Annotated in this window: 9 protein-coding genes, 1 tRNA gene and 1 pseudogene; 6 read left to right on the top strand and 5 right to left on the bottom strand. The window is 67.4% G+C overall.

Features of this window, described 5'->3' with window-relative positions:
• From ACWIFB_RS09470 to ACWIFB_RS09450, 5 genes are all read left to right on the top strand, one after another.
• Positions 1-2328 (top strand): 3'-5' exonuclease, encoded by a 2328-nt coding sequence (locus tag ACWIFB_RS09470; protein WP_454058106.1) that lies wholly within the window; start codon positions 1-3, stop codon positions 2326-2328.
• The gene (locus ACWIFB_RS09465; protein ID WP_454058105.1) at positions 2325-6659 is read left to right on the top strand and encodes a hypothetical protein; all 4335 of its coding nucleotides are present in this window, start codon (positions 2325-2327) and stop codon (positions 6657-6659) included. Before ACWIFB_RS09470 ends, ACWIFB_RS09465 begins: the two co-directional genes overlap by 4 nt.
• 9 nt (positions 6660-6668) lie before the next feature.
• A complete protein-coding gene (locus ACWIFB_RS09460) occupies positions 6669-11360 on the top strand; it encodes a DEAD/DEAH box helicase (RefSeq protein ID WP_454058104.1) in 4692 nt (1563 codons plus the stop codon).
• Between the two features lie 15 nt (positions 11361-11375).
• Complete coding sequence (locus tag ACWIFB_RS09455; protein ID WP_454058103.1) at positions 11376-12272, top strand: LEM-3-like GIY-YIG domain-containing protein; 897 nt, start codon at positions 11376-11378, stop codon at positions 12270-12272.
• Between the two features lie 102 nt (positions 12273-12374).
• Positions 12375-14057 (top strand): TY-Chap domain-containing protein, encoded by a 1683-nt coding sequence (locus ACWIFB_RS09450; RefSeq protein WP_454058102.1) that lies wholly within the window; start codon positions 12375-12377, stop codon positions 14055-14057.
• A 3-nt stretch (positions 14058-14060) separates the two neighbouring features.
• Here ACWIFB_RS09450 and ACWIFB_RS09445 read toward each other — a convergent pair.
• The 5 genes from ACWIFB_RS09445 to eno form a co-directional block, all read right to left on the bottom strand.
• Positions 14061-14134 (bottom strand) — tRNA-Leu (locus ACWIFB_RS09445).
• 51 nt (positions 14135-14185) lie between these two features.
• Positions 14186-15163, bottom strand: a complete 978-nt coding sequence (locus ACWIFB_RS09440; RefSeq protein ID WP_454058101.1) for a Ppx/GppA phosphatase family protein — start codon at positions 15161-15163, stop codon at positions 14186-14188.
• Positions 15160-15711, bottom strand: a complete 552-nt coding sequence (locus ACWIFB_RS09435; RefSeq protein WP_454058100.1) for a DUF501 domain-containing protein — start codon at positions 15709-15711, stop codon at positions 15160-15162. Before ACWIFB_RS09435 ends, ACWIFB_RS09440 begins: the two co-directional genes overlap by 4 nt.
• Before the next feature lie 22 nt (positions 15712-15733).
• Positions 15734-16408 carry a septum formation initiator family protein gene (locus tag ACWIFB_RS09430; protein ID WP_454058099.1) on the bottom strand — a complete coding sequence of 225 codons (675 nt, stop codon included), beginning with the start codon at positions 16406-16408 and terminating at the stop codon, positions 15734-15736.
• Positions 16409-16726: 318 nt separating this feature from the next.
• Positions 16727-18004, bottom strand: coding sequence for a phosphopyruvate hydratase (gene eno / locus ACWIFB_RS09425; protein WP_454058098.1), 1278 nt, complete (start codon positions 18002-18004; stop codon positions 16727-16729).
• Between the two features lie 328 nt (positions 18005-18332).
• On the opposite strand from eno, the pseudogene ACWIFB_RS09420 reads away from it, so the two are divergent.
• Positions 18333-18560 (top strand): annotated as a pseudogene (locus tag ACWIFB_RS09420) (hypothetical protein); the annotation flags it as partial.
• Between the last annotated feature and the right edge of the window lie 124 nt (positions 18561-18684).

Here is an 18684-nt window from a genome sequence, read left to right as displayed (position 1 = left end):
ATGCCCACCATCACTCTCATCAACAAGAAGGAGAACCTGGACGGCTCCGTGCGTAAGCGCGTGTTCGACATGCTGTCCAAGCTCCAGGAGGACGACACCTCGGTCGGCGCGCACGTCGAGCCCATCAAGAACTCCGTGGATCCGCGCATCCGCTCGGTCCGCGTCAACGACCAGTTCCGGTCGTTGGTGTTCCGGATCGACGGCGGCGCGGAGACACACTACGTCTACGTGGGCACCTACAACCACGACGAGGCATATGACACCGCCGCGACTCTGACCCTCAAGGTCAATCCGGTCAACGGTGTGCTCTCCCTCGTGCGGGAGCAGGCCGCCGAGATCGACGCCGCGCTGGCCGCCGAGAACACCAAGCAGGAGCAGATCGCCGCGGCGGAGGCTAAGGCGGCGGCCGCCGCAGAGGCCACCGCACCGGAGTCGGACACCTCGTCGTCGTCCACGCCCCCCTCCCCGGCCGCGACCCCGGCCCCGGCGTTCGGCGAGGGGGGCATCACCGCCGACGTCCTCCGAAGCGAACTCGGTATCGAGCCCTCGGTCGCGGGGCCCGCGTTGGCGGCATCCACGCTTGCGGAGCTCGAGGCCGTGCTCTCCGAGGCCGCCCCGTGGGAGCGCGACGCGCTGCTGGGACTGGCCGTCGGCTACACCATCGAGCAGGTCCGCACGGAACTCGACCTCGGCGCCGAGTCAACCAGCGAGGACGAGTTCGTCCGTGCCGTCACCAAGCCGGCGTCCTCGATGCAGTTCACCTACCTCGGGGACTCGCGCGAGTCCAAGGACGTCATGCGCGACATCATCGAGAGCGGCGACTTCGAGGCGTGGACCACCTTCCTCCACCCGACTCAGCGGATCCTCGCGACCCGCTCCCGGAACGGCTCCTGGCGGGTCTCCGGTGGAGCGGGGACGGGCAAGACCGTTGTGGCGCTGCACCGCACCAAGGCGCTCGTCGACGGCACGATCGACGGACCCGGAGCCGACGGGACGGCGCCTCGGGTACTGCTCACCACGTTCACCAAGGTGCTCGCCGCCTCGCTCGGTCGACAGCTCTCGGTGCTCGACCCGAACCTGCCGCGGGCGAAGACGGCCGGCGAACCCGGGGTGTGCGTGGCGGGGATAGACCAGGTGACGATGGCAGTTCTCCGCACGACCTCCACCGACCAGCTGCGAGAGGCCTCCAGCACCCTCCTCGGCTCGCCGTTGCAGTCGATGCCGTTACCCCTCAGCGACCAGGACGACCGTGAACTGTGGCTCGAGGCGGCAGAACGGACCTCCGACGCCCCCAGCGGCCCCACCTCCTCCCCCGATTTCCTCCGCGGAGAACTCGAGACGGTGGTCCTCGCGCAGCGGGTCACCACCAAGGCCGGCTACCTCAAGGCCGACCGGTCCGGCCGGGGCACCCCGCTCAACCGCAAGGCACGGACCGCCGTGTGGGCGGTGATCGAGGCCTACCTGGCGATCACCCGCCGCGAGGGCAAGCAGACGTTCCCGGTGCTCGGTTGCCTCGCCGCCACGGTGCTGGACCTGCGCGCCGAAGCCGGCGGCGGTCGGCTCGTCGATCACGCCGTGGTCGACGAGGCCCAGGACTTCCATGTGGGTCACTGGCGGTTGCTCCGCGCCGTGGTCGCGGACTCCCCCAACGACCTGTTCATCGCGGAGGACGGCCACCAGCGAATCTACGGTCGCCCCACCCGCCTGTCCCACTACGGCATCAACATCGTGGGTCGAGCCAACCGCCTCACCCTCAACTACCGGACCACCGCCGAGAACCTGGGCTTCGCGATGAACATCCTCCACGGCGACACCTTCGTCGACACCGAGGGGGACGCCGACTCCACCGCGGGATACCGCTCCGCCCGCAGCGGCCCCGTCCCGCAGGTGGCCCAGGCGCAGACCCTCGCCGGCGAACTCGACGTGGCCGAGAAGCACATCCGGGAATGGCTCGCCCACGACGACGGCGCGTCCATCGGAGTCCTCACCCACAACCGGCGGGACGTGGACCGGATCATCGACGGCCTCGAGTCCCGCGGGATCGACGTGAGCACCGAGGATGGCGCCGGCGTCCACGTCCTCACCATGCACTCCTCCAAGGGCATGGAATTCACCCACGTGGTGCTGGCCCGCGTCTCCGAGGGCACGCTCCCCTCGTCCCACGGCACGTACGGGCTCACCGACGAGGACCGGGAGCACCTCCTCCGCCGGGAACGGTCGCTGCTGTACGTGGCCTCCTCGCGGGCCCGCGACCAGTTGGTCGTGACCACCGGCGAGAAGCCATCGACATTGCTGCCGGAAGGTGCGCTCGCCGGAGCGTCGTCATGACTCCCCCTCGACCCAGGGGTCCCAGCCCGACCACCTGGAGTGAGGCGTTCCCCTTCTGGGAGCTTGTCGTCGATCATGTCCCGGCCGGCGGGGCGCTGGCCGTGGCGGACACCCTCCCCGAGGATCGCGTCGAGACCATCCTGGAGATCGCCTCCACCTATCGGACGACACCCGACTACGCTCTCGGCGAGCTGTACCCGCTCGTCCCCTCGGACTTCGGCGTTCGCCGGGGCGGCGGCACGGAGGTGCCGTTCTCCGCGATCGCCTCCAGCCCACCGTCCGACATCTCCCAACCACTGTCGCGCGCGGAGAGCCGACGCCTACACGGCTCGCTCGCCCAGGCCAACGCCGCGACGGCGGCCTCCCGATCGGGGACCTGGCCCAAGGAACCCGTCCTCCGGGCGGTCAGCTCCGTCTTGTTCTCCCTCGACCCCGAGCGCTTCTACGCTCTGGTCGACGTCCGGCTGCTCGGAGGCGACATAAAGACCGCCCGGGCGTACGTCGCGCGAGAACTCAACGGCGATCTCGACGCGGTGATCGACGCCGCCGTCGCCGACGCACGCACGATTCTCGACTCCACCGAGGTCCGGCACTGGGTCGACACCCTCGTCGCCGATTCCTCCGGCCACGCGGTGAGCACACACCCGCAGCTCATGCGCCCCGTCGGGCTCCTCGACGTGACCCTGGCCGAGGTCTGCGAACTCCTCGTGCCCGAGGTGGGCGCGGTTCTGCGGGCAGCGCCAGAAGAGACACCGGCCGTTCCGGAACCCCGTGAGGCGAAGCCCGTGGCGTCGAGACCGGTCCCGGCGCCGCCCGCTGCCGAGGAGTCTTCGTCGCCTCGGCCCCCCACTCTCGCCGTCGATGCACCGCTCACCCCCGTCGCCCCGACCGGCTCACGGAGAGTCCTTACCGCGGACGACGACATCGACAGCTGGGAACAGGCAGTCCGGGGCCGGCTCGCTGATGCGGTTCTGGCTGTCGAGGCCGACTTCTCGTCCGTCGAACTCGACGTCCTCCTGGACGTCTACGCAGCGCGCTACCGCCTCTCCCGCAGTCGGGGTACCACGGTCGCCCAGATCGTCCACCACTTCCCCGCGACCACTCTCGTCGCGCTGGTGGGAATGGCCTCCATCGGGCTGGAACACAATGCGTACTGGGACGCGTTCTGGGCTCGGCTGGGCGTCGAGCGTCGTTCGTCAGACGAGGCCGCGCTCCGAACCGCGATCCCGGCCCTGCTCCAGCGGTTCGGGCTCGACCCCCTCGAGAATCTGCCGGCGGCCAGGTACGTGCAGCGTCTCGCTGTGCACGCCGGGATCCCCACCGCGAGTTTCGACGGACTCCTCGACGCGCTGAGCGCCTACGTCGGCAACGTCACGTCGCGCGAGAGCCGTCGGTTCCGGGACTGGATCCTCGAACCGAGCCACGAGCAGGTGCTGCACCAGCTCGACGTGTCCACTCGCGACTTCATCCAGTACGGAGGCGACCGCGGTCGGGAATACCTCGACGAACTGGCGCGCATCGTCGCCGAGATCGCGGAGAACCCGGCAGCCGATCCCACGACCCTCACCGCGGACACCACACGTCTTCCGGAGATCGTTGTCGACGCACTCCGCGACGCGCTCCTCCGTGCCGACGTGGTCGATCGCGTCCGGTCCGAGCGTCGACGGTCCCGCGAGGTCCCCACCCTCCACCTGCAGGCTGACGACTCGATCGTCGTCCGGATACCCGCACCCTCCAGCCACACCTCGGCACCATGGACGGTGACGATCGACACGGCCGTCGTCCGGGTGGCACCGGAACGGTTCCGGGGCGACCAGGCCGTCGAGGTCCCCGTCGATCAGCCGGCGCGGCGCGTCGTGGTCACCCACCCCTCGTACGCGAACCCAGTGGAGATGCGTCTCTACGAGGACGCCCGACCCATCATCACCTTTTCCACCCGCGGTGAACATCTCCCGGACGCCGCCGTCCTGCCTCGATCCGAGATCGTCGCCATCGTCCCCGGAGACCTTGATGTTCTGGGCGAACCCCCTCACGCTCCCCGTGATCTGGGTGGATATGGCGCCCCTATCGGCTGGGACGGCTGGGAGATCCGCCAGTGGGATCTCTCCGAGACCACATCCGTCCGCGCGAGGACCGGGGACGGCACAACGGTGGACCTCCGGGTCGGTAGCCGGCCCCTGCCCGTACTCCTGGACCTTCCGGACGACCCACTCCCCGTTCTGCCCGGGGTATTCAGCGAGAAGCTTCCCGTCCTGTACTCACGTCCTTGGATCAGCCTCCCCGCCCTGGGTCCGGAGTCGGCGGACGAGTGGACCATCCGGTACCGACGGTCAGGAGCCCGCGAGTGGACCCTCCAGGGGCAGTACGCGGCGCCTGACGGCGGTGACGTCCCGCTCTTCGACGGCGAACCAGAGCAACTGGGGCGCTTCGACGTCCGTGTGACCGGCCCGGACGGAGCGCGACTCGACCACAGCGTCTTTGTCGCCGAAGGGCTCTCCGTCGAGTTCGACGACGACCTCCGTCTACCAGACGACGAGAACCTCACCCCGGTGCACGCCGACTGCGGCTCCACGTCACCGGCACTCCAAGTGCTCGATCAGACGCTCGCCTTCGGACCGACGGACTCCAAGAAGACGGTCCGCCTGCGCAATGGTGCGGCATCTGCAGTGGTCACGGTCCGGCCTCCGCGTCTCGAGTTCCGCCTCACCCCCGTCGGACGCATCGCCGTGTGGAGCGATCGTCGGATCGGCCGCCGCCCAGAGGACTTCTCCCGGGCGACGCTCGCCGTCCGGGGCGTTCCTGCCGACGTCTCGGTCCGCGCCGTCGTACGCAGCCTCAACGGGCGGGAGTACGGCAACGAGGACTTTCCCCGGCGCACGCGGTCCGGGGTCCTGACGATGCCTGCCGACCGGCTTGCCGGCGCCGCTCGTGAAGCTCAGGTCGGCGAGGTCGTGCTGATCCTTCGCTACCCCGACGCGCAGACCTACGAGGCGCCGCTCGTCCGATTCAGCACCATCGGCGCGAACGTCCGGGTCGAGGTCGAGGGTGACCGGGTCAACGTCCTCGGGTTGGACGTGCGCACCGACATCGTCCTGCACGTGTGGCGCATCGCGCGTCCGTGGGCGCCCGTGACCACCGTCCCGCTCGTCAAGGGCCGCGGCACCCTCCCCGCCTCCGTCCTCGGGTCCGGAGACATCCGAGTAACGCCCGTCGTCGACGACGCCTGGGACCCCGTCCCGCCGGAGAGCTTCCCGCCGCCGGAGAGCATCCGGTTCCCACGGGAGGCCGAGTTCGGCAGCCCGACCACGGCGGGAATCTCCAGATTCCTCCTCGGACTCGACGTTGTCCCCGATGTGGATCCCTCGCTGTCCGAGATCTGGTCCGCGCTCGCCCTGCTCGACCGGAAACTCGAACCGGGTGACGACGAGCGGTTCGGCCTGCTCGCTCGCGAGATCCGGCGTGACCCTCGCCCGTCGCTCCTCTCCCTGGCGGCGTCGGAGCTCTCCACGGCCGACAAACTCGCACTCCTCATCCGCACCGGTCTGGTCTTCGACTCCTTCCGACCCGACGAGGACGATCCGGATTCCGTCGCGATCGACCGACGCGTCCTCGCCTCGGAACCCTGGCTCGACATGCTCCTCACGATCGCCGACCTCCCCGCGACCCCAGAGGCCTTCCGCGGCGGTATGAGGCGCCGGCTTCGAGAGGTCGGAGGCTACGCACTCTCGACGATCCTCGAACGCGGTTGGGACCCGTTCGCGAAGTCGGCTGCACTGAGCCGGGATCTGGTGTTGCGGAGCGACGAGCCGGGCGCGGTTGCCGACTACCTCGAGCAGCGGAAGCTGATCCCGGGTGGACTCATCGATCCCGCCTCTCGATACGATGCGTACCTGGCGCTGTTCCGGCACCAGGCCACCGCCGATCCCGTGGAACTCCGAGAGTTCTTCGAAGTGGTCGTCCGCGGCGACAGGAACCCGATGTCCGTGGTGGCAGGCTTCGCTTCGCTGCGAAAGAACTATTCCGTCCGCAGCAAACAGCTCGGCACCCTCGGAGATCGCTTCGCGTGGGCCAACGCACCTGTGGCCAGCCTCATCGTCTGTCTCTACGCCCGGCTTGCCGCAGCAGACCGGATTCCGCTCTCGCTTCCGCCCGACCTGGACCGAGCCTGGTCTCGCTTCGCACTCCGCGAGCCGGAACAGACCATGATCGACCTGGTGACCGCGGATGCCCTGGTTACGGCGCTCGACTTTGCCCAGCGTCAGTCCAACCCGTATATCCCCGTCGGGAAGCCTTCGGACGAAGAACTCGTCGACGCCATCTTCCGCACCTAGGAGTTCCCAGTGACCGAGATCCTCGACCCGCTCGCCACCGCGCACGCCATCGAGACGACGTACAAGCGCTACATCACAACTCTGCTCAGCCCGAATGATGCCGCGCTGCACGACGAGTTCGTCCGCGTCGTCGGTGAGACCCGGAGCCTCACCAAGGGACCGCTGCTGGAAACGACGCCTCCGTACGCACCTGGACTGTCGCTCGAGGAGCTCATCGACGAGGGCGTCCTGGGCGCCTCGTTCCGGCGGATGGCGAGCGAGGCCCTCCCTCTGGAGCGACCTCTGTACGCCCACCAGGAAAAGGCCATCCGCAAGGTCGTCGCCGGCCGGAACGTCGTGGTAACCACCGGCACCGGTTCCGGAAAGACCGAAAGCTTCCTGCTACCGATCTTCAACCATCTTCTTACCGAGCAAGCTGCCGGGACTCTCGGGCCCGGCGTCAGGGCGCTCCTGCTCTACCCCATGAACGCCCTGGCCAACGATCAACTCAAGCGGTTGCGCACGATGCTCGCCGACGTCCCCGAGATCACCTTCGGCCGCTACACCGGCGAGACCAAGCACACCGCCAAGGACGCCCGGCGGCACTTCGAGTCCCTTAACCCCGGTCAGGAGGTCCTCCCCAACGAGCGACTCAGCCGTGAAGAGATGCAGGCCGAGCCACCCCACATCCTGCTGACCAACTACGCGATGCTGGAGTACCTGCTGCTGCGCCCCAGGGACATCGAGTTGTTCGCCTCGCACGGTCACCAGACCTGGCGGTTCGTCGCGCTCGACGAGGCACACGTCTACGACGGCGCCCAGGCCTCCGAGGTCGGCATGCTCCTGCGGCGACTCAAGGACCGTGTCGCCCCGTCCGATCGCCTGCAGTACATCGCCACGTCCGCGTCCCTGGACGGCCATCCCACCGAAGTCACGAAGTTCGCGTCCGACCTGTTCAACGCCGACTTCGCGTACACCGACGACCCCGCACAGCAGGACGTCGTCCACGCCGATCGGATCCCCGCCACCGTCGACTCCACGTGGGAACTGTCCCCCGAGGAACTCGTGTCGATCGTCGAGGGCGCCAACGACGAGTGGGGCACGTCGGACCCGGGCGGGCCCGATATCGAGCGACTCACCGCGCTCTCGGGCCTGCCCACCCCCGGTCAAGCGCTCGACCACGAGGCCCACCTTGTCGCTCTCCGCGGCCTTCTCAAGGACGGTCCAGTCGACATCCACACCGTCGCCGGCGAGCTGTGGCCCGACAGGGACGACGCCGACAGGCTGGTGGAGATCCTCGTGCGCCTGGGGGGCGGGGTTCAGTTGGACAACGGGCACCCCGTCCTCTCTGCCAGGTACCACTTCTTCGTCCGTGCCACCGAAGGCGCGTTCACCTGCCTCTCCGAGTCCGGCCCCCATGTCGCTCTCGCCCGCCACGAGACGTGCCCCGCCTGCGAGGCGGCAGTGTTCGAGTTCGCCACCTGCACCTCGTGCGGAACCGTCCACCTCGCAGGCGAGATCGAAGACGAACGACTAGTCCCCGTCACCGCCCGCGTCACAAAGGCCTCGTGGTTCGCCCTACTCGATTCCGAGGAGGCGGTGGTGGACGACGACGACGACCTCCTCTCCGCCGAGGAGAAGGCGGTGGACGCTCGTGCCTCCTGGCTGTGCACCGGATGCGGCCGCCTGTCGGACTCTCAGACCCTGAGGTGTCCCGATGGCTGCAGACGCGGCGAGATGCGTCCCATCGTCGCGCTCCGCGTGTCCAAGGCGGGACTGTCGACCTGCAATCACTGCGGCGCCCGCAAATCGAACCTCGTCCGCCGGCTGGATCTGGGCAACGACGCCCCCTCCGCCGTCGTCACCACCTCGCTCTACCAACAGCTGCCCATCGCTCGTGACAAGTCCCGCGAACTCGTGGGTGAAGGTCGCAAACTCCTGATGTTCAGCGACTCCCGACAGGCCGCCGCCTACGCCGCCCCCTACCTCGACTCGACGTACTCGAGGCTGATCCAGCGACGATTGCTCGCCCGCACCATCGAGGCGCCGCACTTCGCAACGACGCCCGCAGCGATCGACGACCTCGTCGCCGATGCCGCAGCCGCCGGACGTAAAGCCCACCTCTTCGATTCCACCGTCACCTCCCACGGCCAGCACCGTGCCGTGGGGACGTGGGTCATGGCCGACCTCATCGGGACGGACGTGAGGCAGTCGCTCGAGGGACTCGGCCTTCTCCACGTGAGCATGGCGCTGCCTGCCGGCACAGTCATTCCGCGTCCACTCCTGGACGCTCTCGGGGAGGACAGTGCTCGGGCGCTTCTCCAACAACTCGCCACGATGGTGCGTCGTCAAGGTGCGGTCACGGTCCCCGACGGCGTCGACGTCGGCGACGAGTTGTTCGCTCCGAGAAACGTCGTCATCTCCATGCGGTCCGACGGCTCCGATCGGCGCAAGAAGCAACTGTCCTGGGCCCCGACTCGAGGGACCAACAAGCGACTCGACTACCTCCGCCGCGTCCTGTCCACCGTGGGACAGCAGGACAAGGCGGTGGAGTTCCTCAATCACCTCTGGAATCTCTTCTCCACGCCCGCTGAACCGGGACGACCGGGCCTGGGCTGGATGCGCCCGAATACACCGACGACCGGTTCATACCAACTCGACCATCGCCGCATCGAGCTGCGGCCCGGAACAACGGCAGAGTGGTGGCGGTGCGATGTATGCCGGAACCTCACCGCGCACAACGCTGCCGATGTGTGTCCGACCCTGAACTGCGACGGTCAACTAGTCTCGTACCCGATCCCGCTCCTGGAGCAGGAGAATAACCACTACCGAAATCTCTACCGCTCGATCGCCATCGCTCCGATGTCCGCGAAGGAGCACACCGCCCAGTGGACCTCGTCGCAGGCACTAGAGATCCAGAACCAGTTCATCCATGGCGAGGTCAACGTCTTGTCATGCTCGACCACGTTCGAGCTCGGCGTCGACGTGGGTGATCTCCAGGCCGTCGTCCTCCGCAACATGCCCCCACGAACGGCGAACTACGTCCAGCGCGCCGGACGCGCCGGGCGCCGGACCGATTCCGCCGCATTCGTGACCACCTATGCCCAGCGGCGCTCACGCGACCTCTCCCGCTTCCAGGATCCGACTCAGATGATCAACGGGGTCATGCGCGTTCCGTGGGTACCCATCGACAACGAACGAATCGCCCGCAGGCACATCCACTCGATCGTGTTCGCCGAGTTCTTCCGGCACATGTACGTCGAGAGGGGTGTCGAGTTCCAGCAGATCGCAGACCTGTTCTGTGCTGACGACCCCGCCGACGAAGCATGGCGGGAGATCCGTCAGTTCCTCACCCCGGTTCCGGTGGAGATCGCCGATTCAGTTGCTCGGGTGGTTCCGGTGGAGCTACACGAGGAGCTGGGAGTCGCCGACAACTCGTGGGTCGAGCCGCTACTCGAGCTACTCGACCGCGTTGCAGAAGAGATCCGGCTCGAGCGTGCGCAGCTCACCGAGCTGCAGGGCGCAGCTTCCTCGGAGAAGAAGTTCAGCTTCGCCGCGCTCCTCGAGCGGACGCTCAAGACTGTCGAAGGACGCCAGACGCTGGGTGTCCTCGCCCAGCGGAACGTGCTTCCGAAATACGGCTTCCCTGTGGACACGGTAGGGCTTCGTACCAACCACTCTTCGGACCCCGCCGGATCGAAGCTGGAGCTCGACCGCGACCTGGCGCTGGCGATCCTCGACTATGCCCCTGGGAACCAGGTGGTGGCCGCGGGAAAACTGTGGACCTCCCGGGCCGTGGCGAAGAAGCCCGGCAAGGCCTTCGTCCGCAACGAGTACCGGGTCTGCCGCAACTGCGACGCCTTCGAGAGCGGTCTCGACCTCTCCGACGCCGCCTCCACCTGCGCGGTGTGCGGCACCGAGCACACCGGCAAGAGCGTGAGGCGGTTCATCATTCCCGAGTGGGGTTTCGTCGCGGACCGGACTCCCGACACCGTGGGATCTTCGCCGCCCTCCCGTAGGACGCTCGGTTCATCCCACGTGGAGTACCCAGGCGATTCACTTTCCGAGATCACGCTGAAGGGCAACCCCGCAACCACGACGGTGACCGCGGGCGTGCGCGCCAAGATGGTGGTCTTATCCGAGGGAATCGGGATGGGGTTCCGGGTGTGCAACATCTGCGGCTGGGCCAGAGCCAACGACGGCGACCGTTCGACCGCCCACGAGAATCCGCTCTCCGGCGCGGAGTGCCGAGGTTCGTTTGACGTGTTCTCCCTGGGGCACCGGTACCAGACCGATTCCGCGGAGATCGTTGCACGAGGATTGGTCAATGCAGACTCCGACAGCATGCTCTCTCTGATGTACGCACTACTCGAAGGCGCGTCCGAAGGTCTCGAGATCTCCCGTGACGACATCGCCGCCACTCTCTCGTGGAAGGGTGGCGTCAGATCCATCGTCATCTTCGACACTGTGCCGGCCGGCGCCGGCGCGGCGAGGAAGATCACGGAGGAGTTCCCCACAGTCCTCGACGAGGCCTACCGCAGGGTCTCCTCCTGTGACTGCGGCGAGGAGACCAGTTGCTTCGGATGTCTGCGCAACGCCTTCAACGATCGGCACCACGAGAAGCTCAGCCGCCGAGGCGCGCTCGCGCTTCTCGAGCAGATGCGGTCATACAGTCCAATCGATCACTCCGACCTCGTACCAGCGCCACCTTCACACCGCTGACAAGGGGGACGGCCGATGACTGACCAAGTGATGTCGATCAACGCTGACGTGGCGCACCGGCTCGGGAACTACGTCTACGCGCTCGTCGACCCTCGCGACGGTATCCCCTTTTACATCGGTAAGGGCACCAGCGCGCGGGTCGAACACCACGGGCTCGAGGCCAAGGCCTGGGTCGCCGCTGAAAACCCTGCAGGGTTGAACGAGAAGCTTGATCGGATCTCGTCGATCGAGGACTCCGGTGAAGAAGTCGACATCTGGATCCTGAGGTTCGGGATGACTCGCGCTGAGTACTCCGCTGTCGAATCCACTCTCATCGACTTCGTCCGAACCTTCCCCATCTCGTCATCACCGGAGCGGATTCGTCCGCTCACGAACGGGACACCTCTCACCAACAAGGTCCGGGGAGGGGACGCCGCGCAGGGAATCACCAGACTCGGAGACATCATCGATGAGCTCCGAGCACCGGCGCTCATCTCGCAACATCCATTGCTCCTGATCACCCTCGGCGACTGGAAGGACGCGGAGGAGCAGATGCCCAACGGGCGAATCCGATCTGGGTTCGGTTTCAAGAACGAGTGGATGGACAAGAAGCTTCTCGAATCCTCCATCGACGAGCTTGCCAATTCGACTTGCTGCTGGTGGCGGTGGGATCAGAGGAGAATCCAAAACTCTGGCATTACGCATCTAGTCGCCGTCTATCGGGGGGTCACCCGGGGACTGTTCCAGATAGTTCCCGGCACATTCCGGCAGATCTACGATGCTCCGCACTATCGTCGCGGATGCGATGTCATTCCCATCGTGGACAACGCAGACCCGCTGTGGCAAGAGGTGGTGGGCCCTCACGGCCACTCCCTACCTGCTAAGAAGCGCGGCGAACGGGGCAGTCTCCGGTACTGGCCCTACGCCACCTGACCAACGGGCTTGGGACACGAGCGACATGAGTACTCGAGCCGAGCCTTACCTGAGAGCGAAAACCGGCGCGTGCGCGCAGCCCAACCGCATATTGTTCGAGGAATGACTGACGACACTGGTGTCTCGGACAGACCGAACGCCGACTGGAAGCGATTCACCGATTACCTCACAACACGGATCGACGAACTCAAGCCCGGAGCTGTCTACACCGTCGAACTCACCGACATGGGCACCGATGGCGCACCGTTTGTCCAGGTCGTGAAGTCAATCGACGGCGACCAGGTCGGCGCTGAGGTCTCGAGCAATCAGTACCTGAGTGGGTCACACAAACTCACTAGCGACCAAGAGCAGAGTTTGCTCCAGGTCGGCTGGTTCGCTCCCACCGCGCCAGCGGATCCCGATGGAAGCCCTCACTTCCATGCCGTCGTCGACATCACGTTCGCCGCCGAGATGGCCGAGGTCATCACCACCACCTTCCAGAAGGTCTTCGGGATTCATCACCCGAGTGAGCTGTTCGAGGATGCCGATCTCGATGCCGAGGAAGGAACCATCTCACCTGGCGATTCTGACGAAAGACAGATCAGCGGCGCATGGGAAGAATTCGGCGATGGGTTTGTCGGACGTATTCTCTCACTCGACGACGACACCTACATCTCCCTATGCATTGACAATTCACTCGGCGACGCCTCGCCGTTCATTAATGCGTTCGTGATTGACAAAGGCGAGACCGTTCGAGTCGAGGTATCGAGCAATCAAGAGTTGCCGGCCACCTCCCGACTGTCCGCAATCCAGATCGGCGACCTGCTCGCTCTGGGGTGGAACCCTCCGTCCGCACCTGGCGAGACACCCTCTATCCAGAACTTCTACGTGTCGGCTCCCGTAGACGCGATCGACGCGGTCGCCGTACTCGTGGTCGATACGCTCCGCCGGGTGTTCGGGATTCCCCACCCGTCGTTCCTCAAGCCCGCTCCCGTCGAGGACGAGCTCCACGCACCCCCGCCTTCCGCTGACCCCCACGAGGACGAGGAGCTTCTACCGATCGACCAGCCCTACGTCGCAGGGACGCTGGAAGAGCTGCAGTGGGCCGTCTCGCATGTGTTGCGAAATATGTACGGGATGTACGTTCCTCCAGACGACGACGGCGTCTTCCCTATCCGTGCCGGGAGCGCCGGACTGCTCATCCAGGTGCGCGAACCCATGGCCGTCTCCGTCACTGCTTTCGCCGTCACAAAGATGCGGCACCCCGAACGTGCCTCTGAAATCCTCAGGGTTCTGAACTCATGGTCGCTGTACGTCCGCTTCCATATCCATGACGACGACGTGATGGCCACCTGCGACTTCCCCGCCAAACCGTTCGTCCCGGCGCACCTCATCGACGTGATCGTCACAGCGAGCAGAATCATCGACGAGTCCGACGAGGAGATCGCCTCCCGGACCGGCGGCACCGTCCTCTTCGGCGGAAGCACGGACGGAGACGACAACGTCGAACCTGCCGAGGACGAGTCCGGCGACGACGACCTACCCGACGAGCTCTTGGCGCTGATCCACATGGACAACGAGCCCGACGTCGTCGTGGACCCGGAACTGGCGGCACGGCTGATGCGGCGCGACCGGTCGCTCATTCTCACGTGCATCCGATTGAGTGAGGAGCAAGCGATCAGCTGGCACCAATCCGCCGAAGGCGAGGAGGACGAGGAGACGGCACAGGTCTGCAGGGGAGAATTCGCCGCGTGGGAGGCCTTGTCGTCGCTGCTCCGGCGAGCACTACCCTTCACCATCGAATAGAGGTGCCCCCAGTCGGACTCGAACCGACACTGAAACGGTTTTAAGCCGTCTGCCTCTGCCAATTGGGCTATGGGGGCTAGTCGGCCCCGCCCGAGCGGGACCGGTGGCGCGCGGACCGCTGTGCGGGACTAACCGGCCAGGCGGGTCAGCACCGACATCGCGATGCCGTCCAAGATGTCCTTCTCACTCACCGTGAGCTCGGACAAACCCGCGCGCTCCATCACATCACACAGCGCCTGCACCACGATGGAGCCCCCGCCGATCACGTCCGCGCGACCGGGGTGCATCGGCCCCAGGCTCCGCCGCTCGGCCACCGACGAGGCCACCAGGCGGTCGCACACCTCGCGCATCCGGTCCAGAGAGATCACGCTGCCGTGGATACGTTCGGGGTCGTACTCCCCCAGGTTCTGTGCCAGCGCACTCATCGTGGTGAAGGTGCCCGCCACGCCCACCCAGCGGGCCGCGCGGCCCACCGGCACGTCGCCGGCCTCAGCCAGCGCTGCCGACACCACCCCGCGGGCCTCGGCGATCTCGTCAGGGTTGGGCGGGTCAGAGTGCAGAACCCGCTCGGTGATGCGCACGCACCCGATGTCCAGGCTGCGGGCCCCGAGCAGACGCACCTCGCCACCGGCGAGCTCGCCCACCACGATCTCCGTGGACCCGCCGCCGAGGTCGGTCACCACGAACGGCCCGTCAGTCGGCGACAGGTCGGACACCCCGCCGGCGAAGGTCAGCTCGGCCTCGGTCTGCCCGGAGATCACCTCGGCCACCGCGCCCGGGAACTGAGCGCCCAGCACCTCGGCGGTCATGCCGAAGAACTCGTCCTTGTTCGCCGCGTCGCGGGTCGCGGAGGTGGCCACCATGCGCACCGACTGCACGCCGAGCTCGGCCATCGTGGCCACGTAGTCGGTGAGGGCCGTGCGGCAGCGGGAAATCGCGCCCTCGGACAGCCGCCCGGTCGCGTCCACACCCTCGCCGAGTCGGATGATCCGCATCTCGCGCACCACGTCGGTCAACCCGGGCTCGCCGGGGACGCCCTCTGCGACGAGCAGCCGGATGGAGTTGGTGCCGCAGTCGATCGCACCGACGCGCACAGCAGCGGTCACTGCTCGTCCATGGCGAGGTAGTCAGGCACGCCCAGCTCCTCGGGGCTCGGCCAGTCAGCGGGCAGGGCGGTGCCGCGCAGCCCGGCCTCGCACGCCAGCGCCACCGACTCGTCCCCCAGCCGCACCACGCCCGGCCCCTCGGCCAGCGCATAGGCCATGAGCACGTGCAGGCACTTGACCCGCTCCGGCATACCGCCGCCGGAGAAATCGGTGCCCAGGTCCTCGATCGCGTTGCGCTTGGACAGGTATCGCTCGTGCGCGGCCTGGTAGTTCGCCGCCAGGTCCGGCTCGGTGGCCAGGCGCGCCTGCATCCCGCGCATGATCCCCGCCGACTCCTGCCGACTCGCTTCGGCCGTGAGCCGCGGATCGGTGAGGTAGTACAGCGTGGGGAACGGGGTGCCGTCCTCGAGCCGCGGGGCGGTCTTGACCACGCCGGGCCGCCCGTCCGGGCTGCGGTAGGACACCTCCAGCACGCCACGCGGCGGCCGGCCGAGCTGGGCGGCGATGGCGTCGAGATCGTCCTGGGAAACGCTTGGGTCAGCGCTCACGCTGGGGTCCTCCTGTGCGAAGTTACGGAGCCGGTTCGGCGCCGGGATCGGCCGCTTCAGGCTGGTCGGGGTTCTGCTCGGCGGGGTCGGTGACGCCGCCCGGATCCGGCATCACGGGGACGGGCGGGGTGTCGGGACCGCCCGGGATCGACGTGCCGTCGAGGATCGACTCCTCCGGCATGACCGGATCGGCAGGCACGGAGATCGAGTTCCACACTCGCGTCTGCCACGGCAACGCCGCGATCTCCGCCGCCCGCTGCTCGGCCGCCGCCTGCTCCACCGGGTCCACCGTGCTCACCCTGTACGGGGTCTCCCCCGGCTTGACGGCGCCGAACCGGATGCGGGCCTGCTGCTCGATGAACGCCGGGTCGGACAGCATCTCCTGCTCGGCCTCGAGCTGGGCGATGGTCCGCTCGAGCGCGGCGCGCTCCTGCGCCACCGCCTTCTCGTCGCGGAGGAACTGGTAGTGGTTCCGGAGCGGGAAGGAGACGGTGACGAGCAGGATGAGGGCGACGACGGCGAGGAGTCCGATCCGCCGGGGCGTGTAGTTCTTCGGCCCCAGGACCGTCTCGGACAGATCCGTCCGGGTGGTCAGCCGATGGGCCTCCGGATGCGCGGTGGTGCCGACCCGGCCGGACCTGGCGGATGCCGGCGCGGGCCGATCCCGTTCGCGCGAGGGCGTACGCCGCTGCGGCACGCCTCGGCGGCTGGGGTCGGCCCCCGAGCCGGAGCCGGCCCCGCTGTCGCTGGCTGTGCTGCCGCCCGACCCGGTGGTGCGATCTGCGCCACGGCGGTCCGTAGTCCGACGGTCAGTGCCACGGCCGTCGGGACTGCGGCGGTCGGGACTGCGGCGCCGGACAGGACCCGACGCCTCCCCGGGCCGCCGGGACGACGCGCGATCGCGTCCGCCACCCCGGCGGTCCGAGGGGCGCGGTGGGCGGGCCATCAGCCCTCCTCTCGACTACCTGTCCGTCTCGCCGTGACGTCTACCGTCAGGCCTTACTGCGTTGCTTGCTCAGGCCTTGAAGCGCGGGAAGGCACCGGCGCCGGCGTAACGGGCCGCGTCCCCGAGCATCTCCTCGATGCGCAGCAGCTGGTTGTACTTGGCCACACGCTCCGACCGGGCCGGGGCGCCGGTCTTGATCTGGCCACAGTTGCAGGCCACCGCCAGGTCGGCGATGGTCGTGTCCTCGGTCTCGCCCGAGCGGTGGCTCATCATGGTGGCGTAGCGGTTGCGGTGGGCCAGGTCCACGGCGTCCAGGGTCTCGGTGAGCGTGCCGATCTGGTTGACCTTGACCAACAGTGCGTTGGCCAGGCCCTTCTCGATGCCGTCGGCCAGGCGCTGCGGGTTGGTGACGAACAGGTCGTCGCCCACCAGCTGGACCTTGTCGCCGATCATGTCGGTGAGGGTCTTCCAGCCGTCCCAGTCGTCCTCGTCGAGCGGGTCCTCGATCGAGACCAGGGCGTAGTCCTTCACCAGGCCCGCGTAGACGTCAGCCATCTCGGCGGCGGAGAGCTGCTTGCCCTCGAAGTGGTACTTGCCGTCGGAGTAGAACTCGGTGGCGGCAACGTCCAGCGCCAGCGCCACGTCGGTGCCCAGCTCGTAGCCAGCCTTCTTGATGGCCTCGACGATCAGGTCGAGGGCGGCCTTGGTGGAATCGACCGACGGCGCGAATCCGCCTTCGTCGCCCAGGCCGGTGGACAGGCCCTTGTCCTTGAGGACGGCCTTGAGCTGGTGGTACACCTCGGTGCCCATGCGAAGCGCCTCACGGAAGGTCGGCGCGCCGATCGGGGCGATCATGAACTCTTGGACGTCGACGCCCGAGTCCGCGTGGGCGCCACCGTTGAGGATGTTCATCATCGGCACGGGCAGGACGTGCGCGTTGGAACCGCCGATGAAGCGGTACAGCTCCAGGTTCGCCGACTCTGCGGCGGCGCGGGCCACGGCCAGCGAGACGCCGAGCACGGCGTTGGCGCCGACCTGGGCCTTGTTCGGCGTACCGTCCGCATCCAGCAGGGCCTCGTCGACCAGCCGCTGATCCTCCGCCGGGATCCCGATGACGGCCGGCGCGAGCACGTCCAGGACGGCCTCCACTGCCTTGGTCACGCCCTTGCCGAGGTAGCGCTCGTCGTCGTCGCGCAGCTCCACGGCCTCGTGGGCACCGGTCGACGCGCCGGACGGCACTGCGGCACGGCCGAACGAGCCGTCGTCCAGAAGCACCTCCACCTCGACGGTGGGGTTGCCTCGCGAATCGAGGATCTCCCGGGCTCCGACCTGCTCGATAAGCGCCATCTGTACTCCTTGGGAAGACTTGGGTAACGGCCTTGTGGGCTGGCACCACGCTCCGGCGGCGGTACCGGGGGCCATTGTTCCACGTCCCGCTGCGGACCGCCCTCAGGCTGTGCCGTGGCTGCGCCGAGCGGCCGTCACTGGCTGCGCCGAGGATGCGCCATGCGGCCCCAGTCTGCGCTGTGGCTGCGCCGAGTGAGCCCAAGTCTGCGACGTGGCTGCGCCGAACGAGCCCAAGTCTGCGACGTGGCAGCGCAACGGAAGGTCAGCCGTCACTCCGGTACGTTTTTGCCGAACGCGTCCTGGGACAACGCTGACCGGAGTGACGGCTATGAAGTGCCCCGGGTTTGATGGAGACATCTACGACTGGGCCGGGCAGTTCCGGACCGTCAACATCTCCATGGGCGGTGCCGGCAGGTATGTCCACCACTTCGGTGATCACAACAGCATGGACATGTACCTGCGTCAGATTCATCGCCGCATCGACGCCACTGCATGGCACGACCTTGAACTCGGCGAGGTGGCCGACGCTCTCGCCGAGGTACACACCCGCCTGAACTTCGCCCATCCGTTCCGCGAAGGCAACGGGCGGACCACCAGGATCTTCCTGCAGCATCTCGCCCAGCATGCCGGCGCCACGCTCGACGATCTACCGCCACATCACAGAGCGCTATTGACACATC

The sequence above is a fragment of the Dietzia sp. NPDC055340 genome, from assembly GCF_053645335.1.
The sequence above is the reverse complement of the archived record's forward strand: the minus strand, read 5'-3'. Positions and strand labels throughout refer to the sequence as shown.